General features: G+C 52.3%; 9 protein-coding genes, 2 tRNA genes, 2 rRNA genes and 1 riboswitch. Of the genes, 2 read left to right on the top strand and 11 right to left on the bottom strand.

Translation table 11 applies throughout. From position 1 onward, the window contains the following. Window positions 1-65 precede the first annotated feature (65 nt). From ACXI0A_RS00615 to btuB, 6 genes are all read right to left on the bottom strand, one after another. A 23S ribosomal RNA gene (locus ACXI0A_RS00615) occupies window positions 66-2972 on the bottom strand. Window positions 2973-3173: 201 nt separating this feature from the next. After that, window positions 3174-3249, bottom strand: a tRNA-Ala gene (locus ACXI0A_RS00620). Window positions 3250-3393: 144 nt separating this feature from the next. Then, window positions 3394-3470 (bottom strand) — tRNA-Ile (locus ACXI0A_RS00625). 74 nt (window positions 3471-3544) lie between these two features. Further along, window positions 3545-5085, bottom strand: a 16S ribosomal RNA gene (locus ACXI0A_RS00630). The 16S and 23S rRNA genes sit together here with 2 tRNA genes alongside, the layout of an rRNA operon. A 395-nt stretch (window positions 5086-5480) precedes the next feature. Further along, complete coding sequence (gene murI, locus ACXI0A_RS00635; protein WP_476150710.1) at window positions 5481-6332, bottom strand: glutamate racemase; 852 nt, start codon at window positions 6330-6332, stop codon at window positions 5481-5483. Beyond that, window positions 6277-8154 (bottom strand): TonB-dependent vitamin B12 receptor BtuB, encoded by a 1878-nt coding sequence (gene btuB, locus ACXI0A_RS00640; RefSeq protein WP_476150709.1) that lies wholly within the window; start codon window positions 8152-8154, stop codon window positions 6277-6279. The genes murI and btuB overlap by 56 nt, the downstream gene beginning before the upstream one ends. A 69-nt stretch (window positions 8155-8223) precedes the next feature. Beyond that, a riboswitch (cobalamin riboswitch) is annotated at window positions 8224-8406 on the bottom strand. 99 nt (window positions 8407-8505) lie between these two features. Here btuB and trmA point away from each other — a divergent pair. Next, complete coding sequence (gene trmA, locus ACXI0A_RS00645) at window positions 8506-9609, top strand: tRNA (uridine(54)-C5)-methyltransferase TrmA (RefSeq protein ID WP_476150708.1); 1104 nt, start codon at window positions 8506-8508, stop codon at window positions 9607-9609. A 36-nt stretch (window positions 9610-9645) separates the two neighbouring features. Here trmA and ACXI0A_RS00650 read toward each other — a convergent pair whose 3' ends face one another. Both ACXI0A_RS00650 and fabR read right to left on the bottom strand, forming a co-directional pair. After that, window positions 9646-10002: a YijD family membrane protein gene (locus tag ACXI0A_RS00650; RefSeq protein ID WP_034823705.1), complete on the bottom strand. Its 357-nt coding sequence runs from the start codon at window positions 10000-10002 to the stop codon at window positions 9646-9648. Window positions 10003-10020: 18 nt separating this feature from the next. Continuing rightward, a complete protein-coding gene (gene fabR, locus ACXI0A_RS00655) occupies window positions 10021-10665 on the bottom strand; it encodes an HTH-type transcriptional repressor FabR (RefSeq protein WP_034823706.1) in 645 nt (214 codons plus the stop codon). A gap of 195 nt (window positions 10666-10860) precedes the next feature. Between fabR and sthA the strand changes: the two genes are divergently transcribed. Continuing rightward, window positions 10861-12261 carry a Si-specific NAD(P)(+) transhydrogenase gene (gene sthA / locus ACXI0A_RS00660; protein ID WP_021506825.1) on the top strand — a complete coding sequence of 467 codons (1401 nt, stop codon included), beginning with the start codon at window positions 10861-10863 and terminating at the stop codon, window positions 12259-12261. Here sthA and oxyR read toward each other — a convergent pair. From oxyR to ACXI0A_RS00675, 3 genes are all read right to left on the bottom strand, one after another. Beyond that, window positions 12244-13161, bottom strand: a complete 918-nt coding sequence (gene oxyR / locus ACXI0A_RS00665) for a DNA-binding transcriptional regulator OxyR (protein ID WP_224934947.1) — start codon at window positions 13159-13161, stop codon at window positions 12244-12246. The genes sthA and oxyR overlap by 18 nt on opposite strands. Window positions 13162-13426: 265 nt before the next feature. Beyond that, on the bottom strand, window positions 13427-14800 hold the full coding sequence (gene argH, locus ACXI0A_RS00670; RefSeq protein ID WP_224934949.1) for an argininosuccinate lyase: 1374 nt from the start codon (window positions 14798-14800) through the stop codon (window positions 13427-13429). Window positions 14801-14876: 76 nt separating this feature from the next. Beyond that, window positions 14877-16094: an argininosuccinate synthase gene (locus ACXI0A_RS00675; protein ID WP_476150707.1), complete on the bottom strand. Its 1218-nt coding sequence runs from the start codon at window positions 16092-16094 to the stop codon at window positions 14877-14879. Window positions 16095-16103: the final 9 nt, after the last annotated feature.

A 16103-nucleotide genomic window follows, 5' to 3' on the forward strand; every position in this document is an offset into this window, starting at 1 on the left:
AAATCTTATCCGGATGAATCAAGCTGAAAATCTACTGCGTCTCTCAAAAACGCCTCTGGCGTTGTAAGGTTAAGCCTCACGGGTCATTAGTACCGGTTAGCTCAATGCATCGCTGCACTTACACATCCGGCCTATCAACGTCGTAGTCTTCAACGTCCCTTCAGGACTCTCAAGGAGTCAGGGAGAACTCATCTCGGGGCAAGTTTCGTGCTTAGATGCTTTCAGCACTTATCTTTTCCGCACTTAGCTACCGGGCAATGCCATTGGCATGACAACCCGAACACCAGTGGTGCGTTCACTCCGGTCCTCTCGTACTAGGAGCAACCCCCCTCAATTCTCCAGCGCCCACGGCAGATAGGGACCGAACTGTCTCACGACGTTCTAAACCCAGCTCGCGTACCACTTTAAACGGCGAACAGCCGTACCCTTGGGACCTACTTCAGCCCCAGGATGTGATGAGCCGACATCGAGGTGCCAAACACCGCCGTCGATATGAACTCTTGGGCGGTATCAGCCTGTTATCCCCGGAGTACCTTTTATCCGTTGAGCGATGGCCCTTCCATTCAGAACCACCGGATCACTATGACCTGCTTTCGCACCTGCTCGAGCCGTCACTCTCGCAGTCAAGCTGGCTTATGCCATTGCACTAACCTCCTGATGTCCGACCAGGATTAGCCAACCTTCGTGCTCCTCCGTTACTCTTTAGGAGGAGACCGCCCCAGTCAAACTACCCACCAGACACTGTCCGCAGCCCGGATCACGGGCCTACGTTAGAACATCAAACATTAAAGGGTGGTATTTCAAGGTTGGCTCCACGCAGACTGGCGTCCACGCTTCAAAGCCTCCCACCTATCCTACACATCAAGGCTCAATGTTCAGTGTCAAGCTATAGTAAAGGTTCACGGGGTCTTTCCGTCTTGCCGCGGGTACACTGCATCTTCACAGCGATTTCAATTTCACTGAGTCTCGGGTGGAGACAGCCTGGCCATCATTACGCCATTCGTGCAGGTCGGAACTTACCCGACAAGGAATTTCGCTACCTTAGGACCGTTATAGTTACGGCCGCCGTTTACCGGGGCTTCGATCAAGAGCTTCTCCTTGCGGATAACCCCATCAATTAACCTTCCGGCACCGGGCAGGCGTCACACCGTATACGTCCACTTTCGTGTTTGCACAGTGCTGTGTTTTTAATAAACAGTTGCAGCCAGCTGGTATCTTCGACTGGCTTCAGCTCGGGGAGCAAGTCCCTTCACCTACGCGCCAGCGTGCCTTCTCCCGAAGTTACGGCACCATTTTGCCTAGTTCCTTCACCCGAGTTCTCTCAAGCGCCTTGGTATTCTCTACCTGACCACCTGTGTCGGTTTGGGGTACGATTTCGTGTTACCTGGAGCTTAGAGGCTTTTCCTGGAAGCAGGGCATCAGTTACTTCACCACCGTAGTGGCTCGTCATCACACCTCAGCGTTAATAAGAGTCCGGATTTACCTAAACTCTCCGCCTACATGCTTAAACCGGGACAACCGTCGCCCGGATAACCTAGCCTTCTCCGTCCCCCCTTCGCAGTAACACCAAGTGCAGGAATATTAACCTGCTTCCCATCGACTACGCTTTTCAGCCTCGCCTTAGGGGTCGACTCACCCTGCTCCGATTAACGTTGAACAGGAACCCTTGGTCTTCCGGCGAGCGGGCTTTTCACCCGCTTTATCGTTACTTATGTCAGCATTCGCACTTCTGATACCTCCAGCATGCCTCACAGCACACCTTCAACGGCTTACAGAACGCTCCCCTACCCAACAACACATAGTGTCGCTGCCGCAGCTTCGGTGCATGGTTTAGCCCCGTTACATCTTCCGCGCAGGCCGACTCGACCAGTGAGCTATTACGCTTTCTTTAAATGATGGCTGCTTCTAAGCCAACATCCTGGCTGTCTGTGCCTTCCCACATCGTTTCCCACTTAACCATGACTTTGGGACCTTAGCTGGCGGTCTGGGTTGTTTCCCTCTTCACGACGGACGTTAGCACCCGCCGTGTGTCTCCCGTGATAACATTCTTCGGTATTCGCAGTTTGCATCGGGTTGGTAAGCCGGGATGGCCCCCTAGCCGAAACAGTGCTCTACCCCCGAAGATGAGTTCACGAGGCGCTACCTAAATAGCTTTCGGGGAGAACCAGCTATCTCCCGGTTTGATTGGCCTTTCACCCCCAGCCACAAGTCATCCGCTAATTTTTCAACATTAGTCGGTTCGGTCCTCCAGTTAGTGTTACCCAACCTTCAACCTGCCCATGGCTAGATCACCGGGTTTCGGGTCTATACCCTGCAACTTAACGCCCAGTTAAGACTCGGTTTCCCTGCGGCTCCCCTATACGGTTAACCTTGCTACAGAATATAAGTCGCTGACCCATTATACAAAAGGTACGCAGTCACCCCATAAAAGAGGCTCCCACTGCTTGTACGTACACGGTTTCAGGTTCTGTTTCACTCCCCTCGCCGGGGTTCTTTTCGCCTTTCCCTCACGGTACTGGTTCACTATCGGTCAGTCAGGAGTATTTAGCCTTGGAGGATGGTCCCCCCATATTCAGACAGGATACCACGTGTCCCGCCCTACTCTTCGAACTCACAGTAAGTGCATTTTTGTGTACGGGAGTATCACCCTGTACCCTGCGACTTTCCAGACGCTTCCACTAATGCACAAACTGATTCAGGTTCTGGGCTGTTCCCCGTTCGCTCGCCGCTACTGGGGGAATCTCGGTTGATTTCTTTTCCTCTGGGTACTTAGATGTTTCAGTTCCCCAGGTTCGCCTCGCAACACTATGTATTCATGTTGCGATGATGCACAGAGTGCACCGGGTTTCCCCATTCGGACATCGTCGGCTGTAGCGGTTCATATCACCTTACCGACGCTTTACGCAGATTAGCACGTCCTTCATCGCCTCTGACTGCCAGGGCATCCACCGTGTACGCTTAGTCGCTTAACCTCACAACCCACAGGCGTTTTACAACGCTGCAGACTGCAAGCATTTGAGAGACTCGAACATGTCATCATTCATTTCTTATTACGGAGAAATGAACCGACACGTCGTTTCAATTTTCAGCTTGTTCCGGATTGTTAAAGAGCATAATACTTCGCAGCCTACCGTTGCCGGTCTGCTCTGAAGTATTGTTTTGAGTCACTGTAATGGTGGAGCTAAGCGGGATCGAACCGCTGACCTCCTGCGTGCAAGGCAGGCGCTCTCCCAGCTGAGCTATAGCCCCATACAGTTACTGCAGAGACCACTACTACCACTCACCAGGAGTCCCGTTTTTTGACAAACGGTCATTTCTTTTCAGGCAGGGCAAAGGGTCGCGACGTATAGTTCACTATACGAGCGGCGCTTTAACGCAGCATGAGAAGAAATTTGGTAGGCCTGAGTGGACTTGAACCACCGACCTCACCCTTATCAGGGGTGCGCTCTAACCACCTGAGCTACAAGCCTGTAGAGGTTTTTTCTGCTCGTTACTTTTCTATCAGACAATCTGTGTGAGCACTACGCGGGAAAGTATCTTCAGGTAAGGAGGTGATCCAACCGCAGGTTCCCCTACGGTTACCTTGTTACGACTTCACCCCAGTCATGAATCACAAAGTGGTAAGCGCCCTCCCGAAGGTTAAGCTACCTACTTCTTTTGCAACCCACTCCCATGGTGTGACGGGCGGTGTGTACAAGGCCCGGGAACGTATTCACCGTAGCATTCTGATCTACGATTACTAGCGATTCCGACTTCACGGAGTCGAGTTGCAGACTCCGATCCGGACTACGACGCACTTTATGAGGTCCGCTTGCTCTCGCGAGGTCGCTTCTCTTTGTATGCGCCATTGTAGCACGTGTGTAGCCCTACTCGTAAGGGCCATGATGACTTGACGTCATCCCCACCTTCCTCCAGTTTATCACTGGCAGTCTCCTTTGAGTTCCCGGCATAACCCGCTGGCAACAAAGGATAAGGGTTGCGCTCGTTGCGGGACTTAACCCAACATTTCACAACACGAGCTGACGACAGCCATGCAGCACCTGTCTCAGAGTTCCCGAAGGCACCAAAGCATCTCTGCTAAGTTCTCTGGATGTCAAGAGTAGGTAAGGTTCTTCGCGTTGCATCGAATTAAACCACATGCTCCACCGCTTGTGCGGGCCCCCGTCAATTCATTTGAGTTTTAACCTTGCGGCCGTACTCCCCAGGCGGTCGACTTAACGCGTTAGCTCCGGAAGCCACTCCTCAAGGGAACAACCTCCAAGTCGACATCGTTTACGGCGTGGACTACCAGGGTATCTAATCCTGTTTGCTCCCCACGCTTTCGCACCTGAGCGTCAGTCTTTGTCCAGGGGGCCGCCTTCGCCACCGGTATTCCTCCAGATCTCTACGCATTTCACCGCTACACCTGGAATTCTACCCCCCTCTACAAGACTCTAGCCTGCCAGTTTCGAATGCAGTTCCCAGGTTGAGCCCGGGGATTTCACATCCGACTTGACAGACCGCCTGCGTGCGCTTTACGCCCAGTAATTCCGATTAACGCTTGCACCCTCCGTATTACCGCGGCTGCTGGCACGGAGTTAGCCGGTGCTTCTTCTGCGGGTAACGTCAATCGCCAAGGTTATTAACCTTAACGCCTTCCTCCCCACTGAAAGTACTTTACAACCCGAAGGCCTTCTTCATACACGCGGCATGGCTGCATCAGGCTTGCGCCCATTGTGCAATATTCCCCACTGCTGCCTCCCGTAGGAGTCTGGACCGTGTCTCAGTTCCAGTGTGGCTGGTCATCCTCTCAGACCAGCTAGGGATCGTCGCCTAGGTGAGCCATTACCCCACCTACTAGCTAATCCCATCTGGGCACATCCGATGGTGTGAGGCCCGAAGGTCCCCCACTTTGGTCCGAAGACGTTATGCGGTATTAGCTACCGTTTCCAGTAGTTATCCCCCTCCATCGGGCAGTTTCCCAGACATTACTCACCCGTCCGCCACTCGTCACCCAAGAGCAAGCTCTCTGTGCTACCGTTCGACTTGCATGTGTTAGGCCTGCCGCCAGCGTTCAATCTGAGCCATGATCAAACTCTTCAATTTAAGTTTGATTTGCTGAAACAAGTTCAGCGATGCTCATCTGTAAAACGTCATAATGAATTTCATTATGTGTTCACTCGTGAGACTTGATATTTTTTACGTCCGGAGACGTTGATATCAATCCTGCGAGTGCCCACACAGATTGTCTGATAAATTGTTAAAGAGCAGTGCCGCGATTTCTCAAGCGGCGCGGGATGCGTATATTACGCTTTCCGCATTCTCAGTCAAGCATTTATTTTTGCTTTTCTGAAGGTTGCCTTGAAGACCACCTCCTGAACACTTCGCTTCGTAAGCCGTTGTTCCGTGTCAGTGGAGGCGCAGTATAGGGATTTCTTTTGGGCTGACAAGTGCTAATTACAAATTAAATTCTGAGTGTTGTTTTTTTCGTCGAAACCCCACTAAATCGCCAGTTTTTCCAGCAACGGGAAGCCATAACGCTGAAGAACCGATGATAATTGCATCACCTCATCATCCATGCGGGTGCAAAAAGCCACATTTTGATCTGAAGAAACTGCATGGGGTGCTTCATGCTCTAATAGCCATACCGTTCGGCGTGCAATGGCCGCACCTGAATCGACTAGCCTTGTTCCTTCGGGCAACACCATTTGAAGCTCGTCACGCAATAGCGGGAAATGCGTGCATCCTAATACCACTGTGTCTGGTGGCTCTTTCATGCGCAGCCAGGGTTGCACAGCACGGCGCACGTCAGCCAGCTCAACTTCCTCGCCATGCAGCTTCGCTTCCGCCAGCTCTACCAGTTCAGCAGAACCCAGCATTTCGATTTTGCATTCGCGCGCGAATTGCGCCACCAGCTCATGAGTATAAGGACGTTTTACCGTGCCACGTGTTGCTAACAATCCCACGACACCATTACGCGTGAGGCGCGCAGCAGGTTTGATCGCCGGCACAACACCGACAACAGGAAACTCAAAGCGCTCACGCAGTGCAGGTAAAGAAACGGTGCTGGCAGAGTTACAGGCGATAATCACTAATGCCAGTGGATAGCGTTGGGTAATTGCTTCAACGACGGCAACCACTCGCTCGACAATATAGTCTTCGGATTTTTCGCCATATGGAAAACCTTCATTATCGAAGGCATAAAGATAGTGGAGATCCGGCAATAACTGCCGGACCTCATCATGGACCGAGAGCCCACCGACGCCAGAGTCAAATACCAGCACGGTGGGACGCAGATCAGAAGCTGTAGCTGGCGCTGAGGTAATACTCCGTTCCTGGAGTTGGATAGCCATACGCTGTCTCATAATCTTTATCGAACAGGTTGGCAATTCTACCACGAACGGTGAGCTGTGATGTGACCGGATACGAGACAGCGAGATCTACCGTGCTATAGCCAGGCAAACGACGCTGGACACTTGAATATTCACTGGTGTTGTTATCGTAACGCTTCCCGTAATATTGGTAGATAACATCAATGTCGAAATCGTATACCGTCAATCCAAGCTGATATTTAGCTTGCTCACGCGCACGACGCGCTAATGTTTCACCATCGGAGTCACGACGGGCATCAAGATAACCAAGTGTGATCTGATGATGGATAAAACTAGTATCAAAATCAGCTGTGGCTTCAATACCTTTAAGCGTAACGGCTTTTTCATTGTAATAGCCGCCCTCAAACGTAACTGGGTCAGAAGCATAAGTGATCAGATTACTAACTTTATTGTGATAAGCAGCAACACGCCAATTGACTGACCCCGTTAATCCCTCTAACGCCGCTTCCCATTGTTTGGATTTTTCCGGTGATAAATCGGGGTTAGAACTGATGCCGTAACGTTTTAAGCCATACAACTGCCCCAATGTAGGAGCCTGGAAACCTGTGCCATATGACAGAGAAGCTTTATAACCCGGGATGAACTCCCAGCCAGCAGCCGTTTGCCATGTACCGTGGCGGCCAAAATCTTCATTGTCATCACCACGGGCAGAACCTTCGAGGGTCACCGTACCAAATTGCTGTTGCGCTGTAAGATACGCCCCCGTGTTGTCCTGCTTATAGCTATCCCGATCACGTGGAGTAAGGTATTGCCCAACGGAAGTCAGTTTCTGCTGCTGCCAGTCCAGACCTGCGCTGACCATGCCATGACCAACCGCGAAAGTATTCCCCCACTGCAGATTACGCTGTTCCATATCGTCAAGACTGTTGGAATCCTCATATCGTCCATCAGTACTGACATAATTGTAGATTTTGTACTTCTGATAGCTCGCGATTAGCTGCGATGAATAATCATCTTTGTTGAAACGCAGACCCGTATCAAAAGAATGATTATAAATCTGCTGTTCATCCTGACCACCTTCATACCCTGCATCATAATCAGAGTTAGCGGCATATCCGTAGCCACGGAAGAAGCCGGAAAATTCTTCATTAAACTTGTGATCCACACCTGCCCAGAACGCTTTGTTACGCCAACCATCACGGTCGCGATCAACTGGAGAAGTAGAGTCAGGCTGGACGTTGTAGCCGTTGGTAGCTTGATATGAACCTGCCACAGTAAGGCGCGTCTGATCGGTAACATTTTGATTTATGCTGCCGCTATACTCCTGATATCCCTTAGAACCGAAACCTGCGGCAAGCGTGTTCTGATTATTTGGGTTTTGCGTAATTACGTTAACGACACCACCAATGGCATCGGCACCATAAACAGCTGAGCGAGGCCCACGTATAAACTCTACACGCTGAATAATGGATACTGGGATTTGGTTAAAATCGGCGACTCCCGTGATACCTGGTTTAGCGAAAGGCACACCATCGACCAAAATCAATGTATGCCGTGCTTCAGATCCTCGCACGTACATAGAAGCGCTTTGGCCAATACCGCCAGTCTGAGCAATATCTACGCCCGGCAAACGGCGAAGAACTTCCAGCAGATTCTTTGACTGCCACTGATCAATATCTTCACGTGTGACAACTGAAGTTGAGGCCAGCACCGATGAAACCGGCTGAGCGAAACGGTTAGCGGTAACGATTTGCGTATCATCATCCTGAGCGTAGCCATACGCAGCCCAGAGTGAAAGCGCCGTTGCACTGAAGGCACACAGCGTAGTGTTGCTTTTATTCATTGTTGTAAGCATCCAAAAGACGAAGCAGGATGCCGCAGGCCTGCGACCGATAGCACGCGATGGTCGTAGTAATTGCGACGTCACACCGGCAGGTCTTCGGGCTGAGAATCATAAATGGTGAAAAACTTCCCATCCCGCAGGACAGTGTTTGTAGATGCACTCACCACGACATTCTTTTACCGCTGCGCGTCAGCTCCAGATTCACACTGGATTCCCTTTTAACTCAAAGAGGCCGGCTGTCGCAGTCTAAGGCCAGGAAGGCTGGAAAGCCATCTTACCTTCACAGTACTGGACATCAGCAGGTGAATGCCTACAATCGCCCGGCAAGCTAGCTTATTACCAGGATTAAAGATGACACCCGAACAGCTCCCGATTGAACAATACGACGCGCAACTGGCGGAAAAAGTCAGCCGCTTACAGGCGATGATGGTGCCCTTTGCCGCGCCTGACGTGGAGGTGTTCCGCTCACCGGTCAGCCACTATCGTATGCGCGCAGAATTTCGCATCTGGCACGATGGCGACGATCTGTATCACATCATCTTTGATCAAGAGACCAAGCAGCGTATCCGTGTGGATCAATTCCCCGCCGCCAGTGAATTGATCAACCAGTTGATGCCAAAATTGATCGATGCGATCCGTGATAACAAAGCGCTGCGTTTCAAACTGTTCCAGATCGACTACCTGTCGACGATGAGCAATCAGATTGTGATTTCGCTGTTGTATCATCGCAAGTTGGAAGCCGATTGGACCGAAGCGGCCACTGCACTGCGCGACACACTGCGCGCTGAAGGCGTCGATGTACAGTTGATTGGCCGTGCGACCAAAACCAAAATCTGCCTCGATCGCGATTACGTCGATGAGCGCCTGCCGGTCGCGGGCAAAGAGATGATTTACCGTCAGGTAGAGAACAGCTTCACACAGCCTAATGCGGCGATGAATATTCAGATGCTGGAATGGGCGCTGGATGTCACCCAAGGTTCGCGTGGCGATTTGCTGGAGCTGTACTGCGGCAACGGCAATTTCTCGCTGGCGCTGGCACGTAACTTCCATCGCGTACTGGCGACGGAAATTGCGAAACCTTCAGTAGCATCAGCGCAGTACAACATTGCAGCCAACCAAATTGATAACGTGCAGATTATACGCATGGCGGCGGAAGAGTTTACGCAAGCGATGAATGGTGTACGCAGCTTTAATCGTTTGGAAGGCATCGACCTGAAGAGCTATCAATGCGAAACCATCTTTGTCGATCCACCACGTAGCGGGTTGGATGAGGAAACCGTGAAGATGGTGCAGGCGTATCCGCGCATCCTGTATATCTCCTGCAACCCGCAAACCCTGTGCGATAACCTTGCCACACTAGGTGAAACCCATGAGGTGTCGCGGCTGGCACTGTTCGACCAGTTCCCGTATACCCATCACATGGAATGCGGCGTCTGGCTGACACGCAAAGCGTAAAACAAAACGGGAACCCTGCGGTTCCCGTTATTGTATTTAGCTCTTGTTCCTGGCGCGGCGGAAGCGAGTAGCAATCCAGAACACCAGCGCCACCATCAAAATGGTGGGGATGAAGTTGGAACCGATATCCGGATATTCAGCACGTACCAGCGCGCTATACACCAGAATACCCAAAAGGAAAAACGCCGCGGCCAGTGAAGGCATGCCATCGGGCATATTGCGGTTGAGATAACGCTGATGAAGACACCAGGCCGCGAGGCCAAGGGCGATCAGCGGGAATATCGAAAATGGCACAAACGTACTGAACAGCACCGAAAAGGAGCCGTTGATCGCTAAACCGGTGATAAAAGCCAGTAACAGGGTTCCTTTATCGCGAGGGTTTTGCTCAATCATTTCATTATCCTTATCACATTACTCTTCGGGTTTTTCCAGGGTAACCGCCAGACGTTCCTGCTCCCGGCGATACCAGTAATAAGCGCCTTTGGCGATCATGCGCAATTGCAGCACCAGGCGATCTTCCAGCTTGCGACGCTGTTCGATATCCACATCCAGTGCTTCCGCACCGGCGCTGAACACGATGGTCACCATGGCTTCGGCCTGCGCTTCGGTAAAACTGCGCGGCATACGATTTTCCAGCTCAAGGTAATCCGCAAGCTCAGCGATAAAGTGCTGAATTTCACGCGCGACTGCGGCACGGAACGCGGCCGATGTTCCGGAGCGCTCGCGTAGTAAGAGGCGAAAAGCGTTGGGATTGTTCCCGATAAATTCCATAAATGTGGAAACGGAGGTCTTGATGATGCTGCCGCCCTTGGCAATGCGCTGGCGTGCTTGACGCATCAGCTGGCGTAACATCAGTCCACTTTCGTCAACCATGGTCAGACCCAGTTCATCCACATCTTTAAAGTGACGATAAAACGAGGTAGGTGCAATCCCGGCTTCACGCGCAACTTCACGCAAACTCAGGCTGGCAAAACTCCTTTCTGCACTTAACTGACTGAAGGCTGCTTCAATCAGCGTACGTCTTGTACGTTCTTTCTGTTGCGCCCTGACGCCCATTTTCCCGGCCTTTTGAGTGATCTGGAAGGCACTATAACAAACTTTTCAGCGTACAGTGGCGCAAAGTTTGTGACCGCCTGTGTACCTCACGCTTTGTCAAAACTGGGGATTTTTCGCTGTTAGAATTCAGAAGTGCGCGGTGAGATGTTAGAATCTCGTTGTAAAAATGTGATAGAAAAAATAGGACGTACTGGTATGCAAAAGTCTTACGATTACGATGCCATTGTGATTGGCTCCGGTCCAGGCGGCGAAGGTGCGGCAATGGGCCTGGTGAAGCAGGGAGCGCGCATTGCAGTGATCGAACGCTACCATAATATCGGCGGCGGTTGTACTCACTGGGGGACCATCCCCTCCAAAGCTTTACGTCACGCTGTCAGCCGTATTATCGAGTTCAATCAAAACCCCCTTTATAGCGATCACACCCGACTCCTGCGCTCCTCATTTGCTGACATTCTGAATCACACCGAAAACGTTATCAGTCAGCAAACGGCAATGCGTCAGGGATTTTACGAGCGCAACCGTTGTGAGCTTTATCAGGGCGATGCCCATTTTGTTGATGCCAACACCATCGAAGTTGAACAGCCCGATGGCACCCGCGAACGCTTAACCGCAGAAAAATTCGTGATTGCGTGCGGTTCACGTCCTTACCATCCTGCAGACGTCGACTTTACGCACCCACGCATTTATGACTCCGACTCTATCCTTAACCTGCATCATGAACCTGGCCATGTGATCATCTACGGCGCCGGTGTGATTGGTTGCGAATACGCGTCGATTTTCCGTGGCCTGAACGTCAAGGTGGATTTAATTAACACCCGCGATCGTTTGCTGGCCTTCCTCGATCAGGAAATGTCAGATTCGCTCTCTTATCACTTCTGGAACAGCGGCGTGGTGATTCGTCACAACGAAGAGTTTGAGAAGATTGAAGGTGTGAGTGATGGTGTGATTATGCACCTGAAGTCGGGCAAAAAAGTGAAAGCGGATTGCCTGCTGTACGCCAACGGCCGTACCGGTAACACCGATTCACTGGCGCTGGAAAATGTTGGGCTGGAAGCCGATGGTCGTGGCTTGTTGAAAGTGAACAGCATGTACCAGACTGCGCAGCCGCACATCTATGCGGTTGGCGATGTGATTGGTTATCCGAGTCTGGCTTCAGCGGCCTACGATCAGGGCCGTATTGCCGCACAGGCGATCATTAAAGGTGAAGCCACTGCCCATCTGATCGAAGATATTCCAACCGGGATTTACACTATTCCGGAGATCAGCTCAGTGGGTAAAACCGAGCAGCAGCTGACCGCGATGAAAGTGCCTTACGAAGTGGGTCGTGCGCAGTTCAAACATCTGGCGCGTGCGCAGATTGTGGGGATGCACGTGGGCAGTCTGAAAATCCTGTTCCATCGCGAAACCAAAGAGATTTTGGGGATTCACTGCTTTGGCGAACGTGCGGCGGAGATTATTCACATTGGCCAGGCCATCATGGAGCAGAAGAACGGCGGCAACACGATTGAGTACTTCGTGAATACCACCTTCAACTATCCGACCATGGCCGAGGCCTATCGCGTCGCGGCGCTAAATGGCTTAAACCGCCTGTTTTAACGACGTGTCCAGATAACCCTGCATGTGGGTTTTGATTGCTTCTGCCAGCTGCTCATAGCGGCTGCGCAGAGGTGATCCTGGGCGATACACCAGAGCAATCGTGCGCTGTGGAACCGGCTTATAACATGGCAGATAACACACGCCATCACGCACACGTTCCTTCGGTACCGCCAGTGATGGCAGCAAGGTAATACCGCTTCCTGCCGCGACCATGTTGCGCAGCGTTTCAAGGCTGGTTGCACGGAAATGCGTGTCTTCATCTGCGCCCGCTTCGAAGCAGAATCCCATGGCCTGATCGCGCAAGCAGTGGCCATCTTCCAGCATCAACAGCTTTTCACCGGCCAGATCCGACATTGGCACACGATCACGATCGTGCCATGGGTGATCCTTGTAGATCGCCAGCTTCATTGGTTCATCAAACAGCGGCACCTCAATAAAGGCCTCGCTCTCTTTGACCAGCGCCAGAATCGCACAATCCAGTTTACCGCTGTCGAGCTGTGCCAGCAGTTGCTGCGTTTGCGCTTCGTGCAGGTACATTTCGAGTTTAGGGAAAGTTTGATGCAGCATGGGAATGATCTGCGGCAGCAAATACGGGCCAGTGGTTGGAATCAGACCAATATGCAGCGGTCCGGACATCGCTTCGCCCTGTTGGCTCGCCATCTCCTTCAGCACTTTGACTTCACGCAGCACAGTTCGCGCCTGATCCACCAGCAACAGTCCAGCCTGGGTAAATAACACCTTACGGCTGGTACGCTCCAGCAGCATCACACCGAGCTCATCTTCCAGCTTACGAATCTGCCCGCTTAAGGTAGGTTGGCTGACATGACACGCATCAGCTGCACGCCGGAAATGGCGATGCTCCGCAAGCGAAACCAGATACTCCAGATCACGAATGTTCATTGATTTCCTCCAAACCACGATAGCCCGTGGCGATAGATAGAATAGCAATGAACGATTAGCCCTATCAAGCGATGAACAGGAATAATACCGGCCATAGCAAGCAATGTTGAAAACGAAGTAGAGATGACATCGAGCATCACCTGCAATGAGCTCGAAAAATCATAGTGTTGGCCGGGAGTGGCAGCCCTTGATGATGTGCCTATAACAATATGTATTTCTGAAGCTAGAGGTTGGCGGGCTACCGAAAAGGAGCCCGCTCTTTTTTTTACGCCAGACGCTTTTTCGCTTCAGCGATGGCAAACGCCACCTGCTGTGGTGACACGCCACCTTGCGCATTACGCTTGTCGAGGCAGGATTGCAGCGACAGAATCGGATAAACGTCATCCTCAATCACCGCACTGAACTGCTTCAACTGCGCCAGGCTTAACGCTTCCAGCGCCACGCCCTGCTTGATCGCTTCAACTACGGTTTCACCGACAATGTGGTGCGCTTCACGGAACGGTACACCTTTGGCCACCAGATAATCCGCCAGTTCGGTGGAGTTGGCGTAACCCTGCTCGGCCGCTTCCTGACAGCGTGGGCGTTTTACCTGAATGCCGTCCAGTACCAGTACCGACATGTGCAGACAATCCACCCAGGTATCAAGCGCATCGAACAGGCCTTCTTTGTCTTCCTGCATGTCTTTGTTGTAGGCCAGCGGCAAACCTTTCAGCGTCATCATCATGCCGGTCAGCGCGCCCTGTACACGGCCACATTTGCCGCGAATCAGTTCTAACGCATCCGGGTTTTTCTTCTGTGGCATTAATGAAGAACCTGACGTCACTTTGTCAGACAGCTCAAGGAAGCCTGCTTCGCCGGTGTTGAAGAAGATCAGATCTTCGGCGAAGCGTGAGAGATGAATCATGCCGATAGAGGCATCGGACAGCAGCTCCAGCACGTGGTCACGATCAGACACGGTATCGAGGCTGTTGCGCGTGGCAGACGCGAAGCCTAACCAGCCCGCCAGCTGCTGACGATCTATTTCATACGCGGTGCCAGCCAGTGCGCCACAGCCCAGCGGACTGACATCCAGACGCTTCAGCGTATCCTGCAGACGGCTTTCATCACGCGCCAGCATTTCTACGTACGCCAGACACCAGTGCGCGAAGGTCACCGGCTGCGCGCGTTGCAGGTGCGTGTAACCCGGCATCACTGCATCCTGATTAGCTTCTGCAGTAGCAACGAGGGCTGATTGCAGTTCGCGCGTGGCGTCCAGCAGCACCGCGACCTGCTCTTTGCACCACAGTTTTAGATCGGTAGCGACCTGGTCGTTACGGCTACGGCCAGTGTGCAGTTTTTTGCCCAGGGCACCCACTTTGTCGATCAGCTTGCCCTCGACCCAGCTATGGATATCTTCGGCATCGCTTTGCAGAATCTGCTCGGGATTGGCGCGCACTTCTGCCAGCAGTTCATTCAATGCGGCTTCCAGTTGCTGCTGCTCATCGCTGCTCAGCACGTTCACGGTAACCAGCGCTTTAGACCAGGCTATCGAACCGGTGATGTCCTGCTCTGCCAGACGATAGTCAAAACGCAGTGAGTCGTTGAACTGTTTGAACCGTTGGTCTGCTGCCTGCGAAAAACGTCCGCCCCAAAGTGCCATCTGCTTTACTCCTGAATGCTGTTATAGAAAGGGCGGCCCGAAGCCGCCCTTGCAAAATGTGTTATCTGCTGCGGTGTTACTTCTTCTGCTCGTTCAGTGCACGAATGCGTGAAGAGAGAGAGAACAGACGGATAAAGCCGCCCGCGTGGCTGTGGTCGTAAACTTCGTCTTCGCCGAAGGTCGCGAACTCTTCAGAGTACAGGCTGTTGGCCGAGGTTTTCTGCGTTGCAGTGGCGTGGCCTTTGTACAGCTGCAGTACCACTTCGCCGTTTACCTCTTCTGCCAGTGATTCGGCAGCGGCCTGGATGGATTTACGCAGCGGCGCGAACCAGCGACCGTCATAAACCACGTAAGACATTTCATGGCCCAGCTGCTCACGCCATTTGAAGCTATCACGATCCAGTACTAACTGCTCAACCGCACGCAGCGCGTTGACCATGATGGTGCCGCCGGGGGTTTCATAGCAGCCGCGAGATTTGATACCGACCAGACGGTTTTCCACGATGTCGATACGACCCACACCGTGTTTTGCGCCCAGCACGTTCAGCTTTTCCAGACACTTGAACGGGCTCAGCTTCTCGCCATTGACCGCCACCACGCGACCTTTCTCAACGGTCACGGTGACGTTTTCAGGCTGATCTGGCGCTTCCAGTGGATCAACGGTCCACACCCAGCAATCTTTGTTCGGTGCGTTCGCTGGGCTTTCCAGTACGCCACCTTCAGTCGAGATGTGCCATGCGTTCTCATCACGGCTGTAGATTTTTTCCAGCGATGCGGTGGTCGGAATGTTGCGCTCTTTCAGGTAATCCAGCAGTGCTTCACGTGAACGCAGATCCCACTCACGCCATGGCGCAACGACTTTCAGCTGTGGAGCCAGTGCGGTATAGGTGGTTTCGAAACGCACCTGATCGTTACCCTTACCGGTCGCACCGTGGCACAGTGCATCCGCACCCACTTTCAGCGCCAGCTCAACCTGCGCTTTCGCGATGATTGGACGTGCCATTGAGGTACCCAGCAGGTAGGTGCCTTCGTACAGCGCACCGGTTTGCAGCACCGGATAAACGTATTCGCTGATGAACTCTTCACGCAGATCCGCAACGTGGCACTCAGAAGCACCAGACTGCAGTGCCTTCTTCTCAACGCCTTCCAGATCGGCTGGGTCCTGACCAATGTTGGCCACGAATGCCACTACTTCACAGCCACCGTAGTTCTCTTTCAACCATGGAATGATGGCTGAAGTATCAAGACCGCCGGAGTAGGCCAGAACGATTTTTTTGATGTTTTGCGTGCTCATATCTTAAAT

The sequence above is a fragment of the Pantoea sp. C1E2 genome, assembly GCF_056491465.1.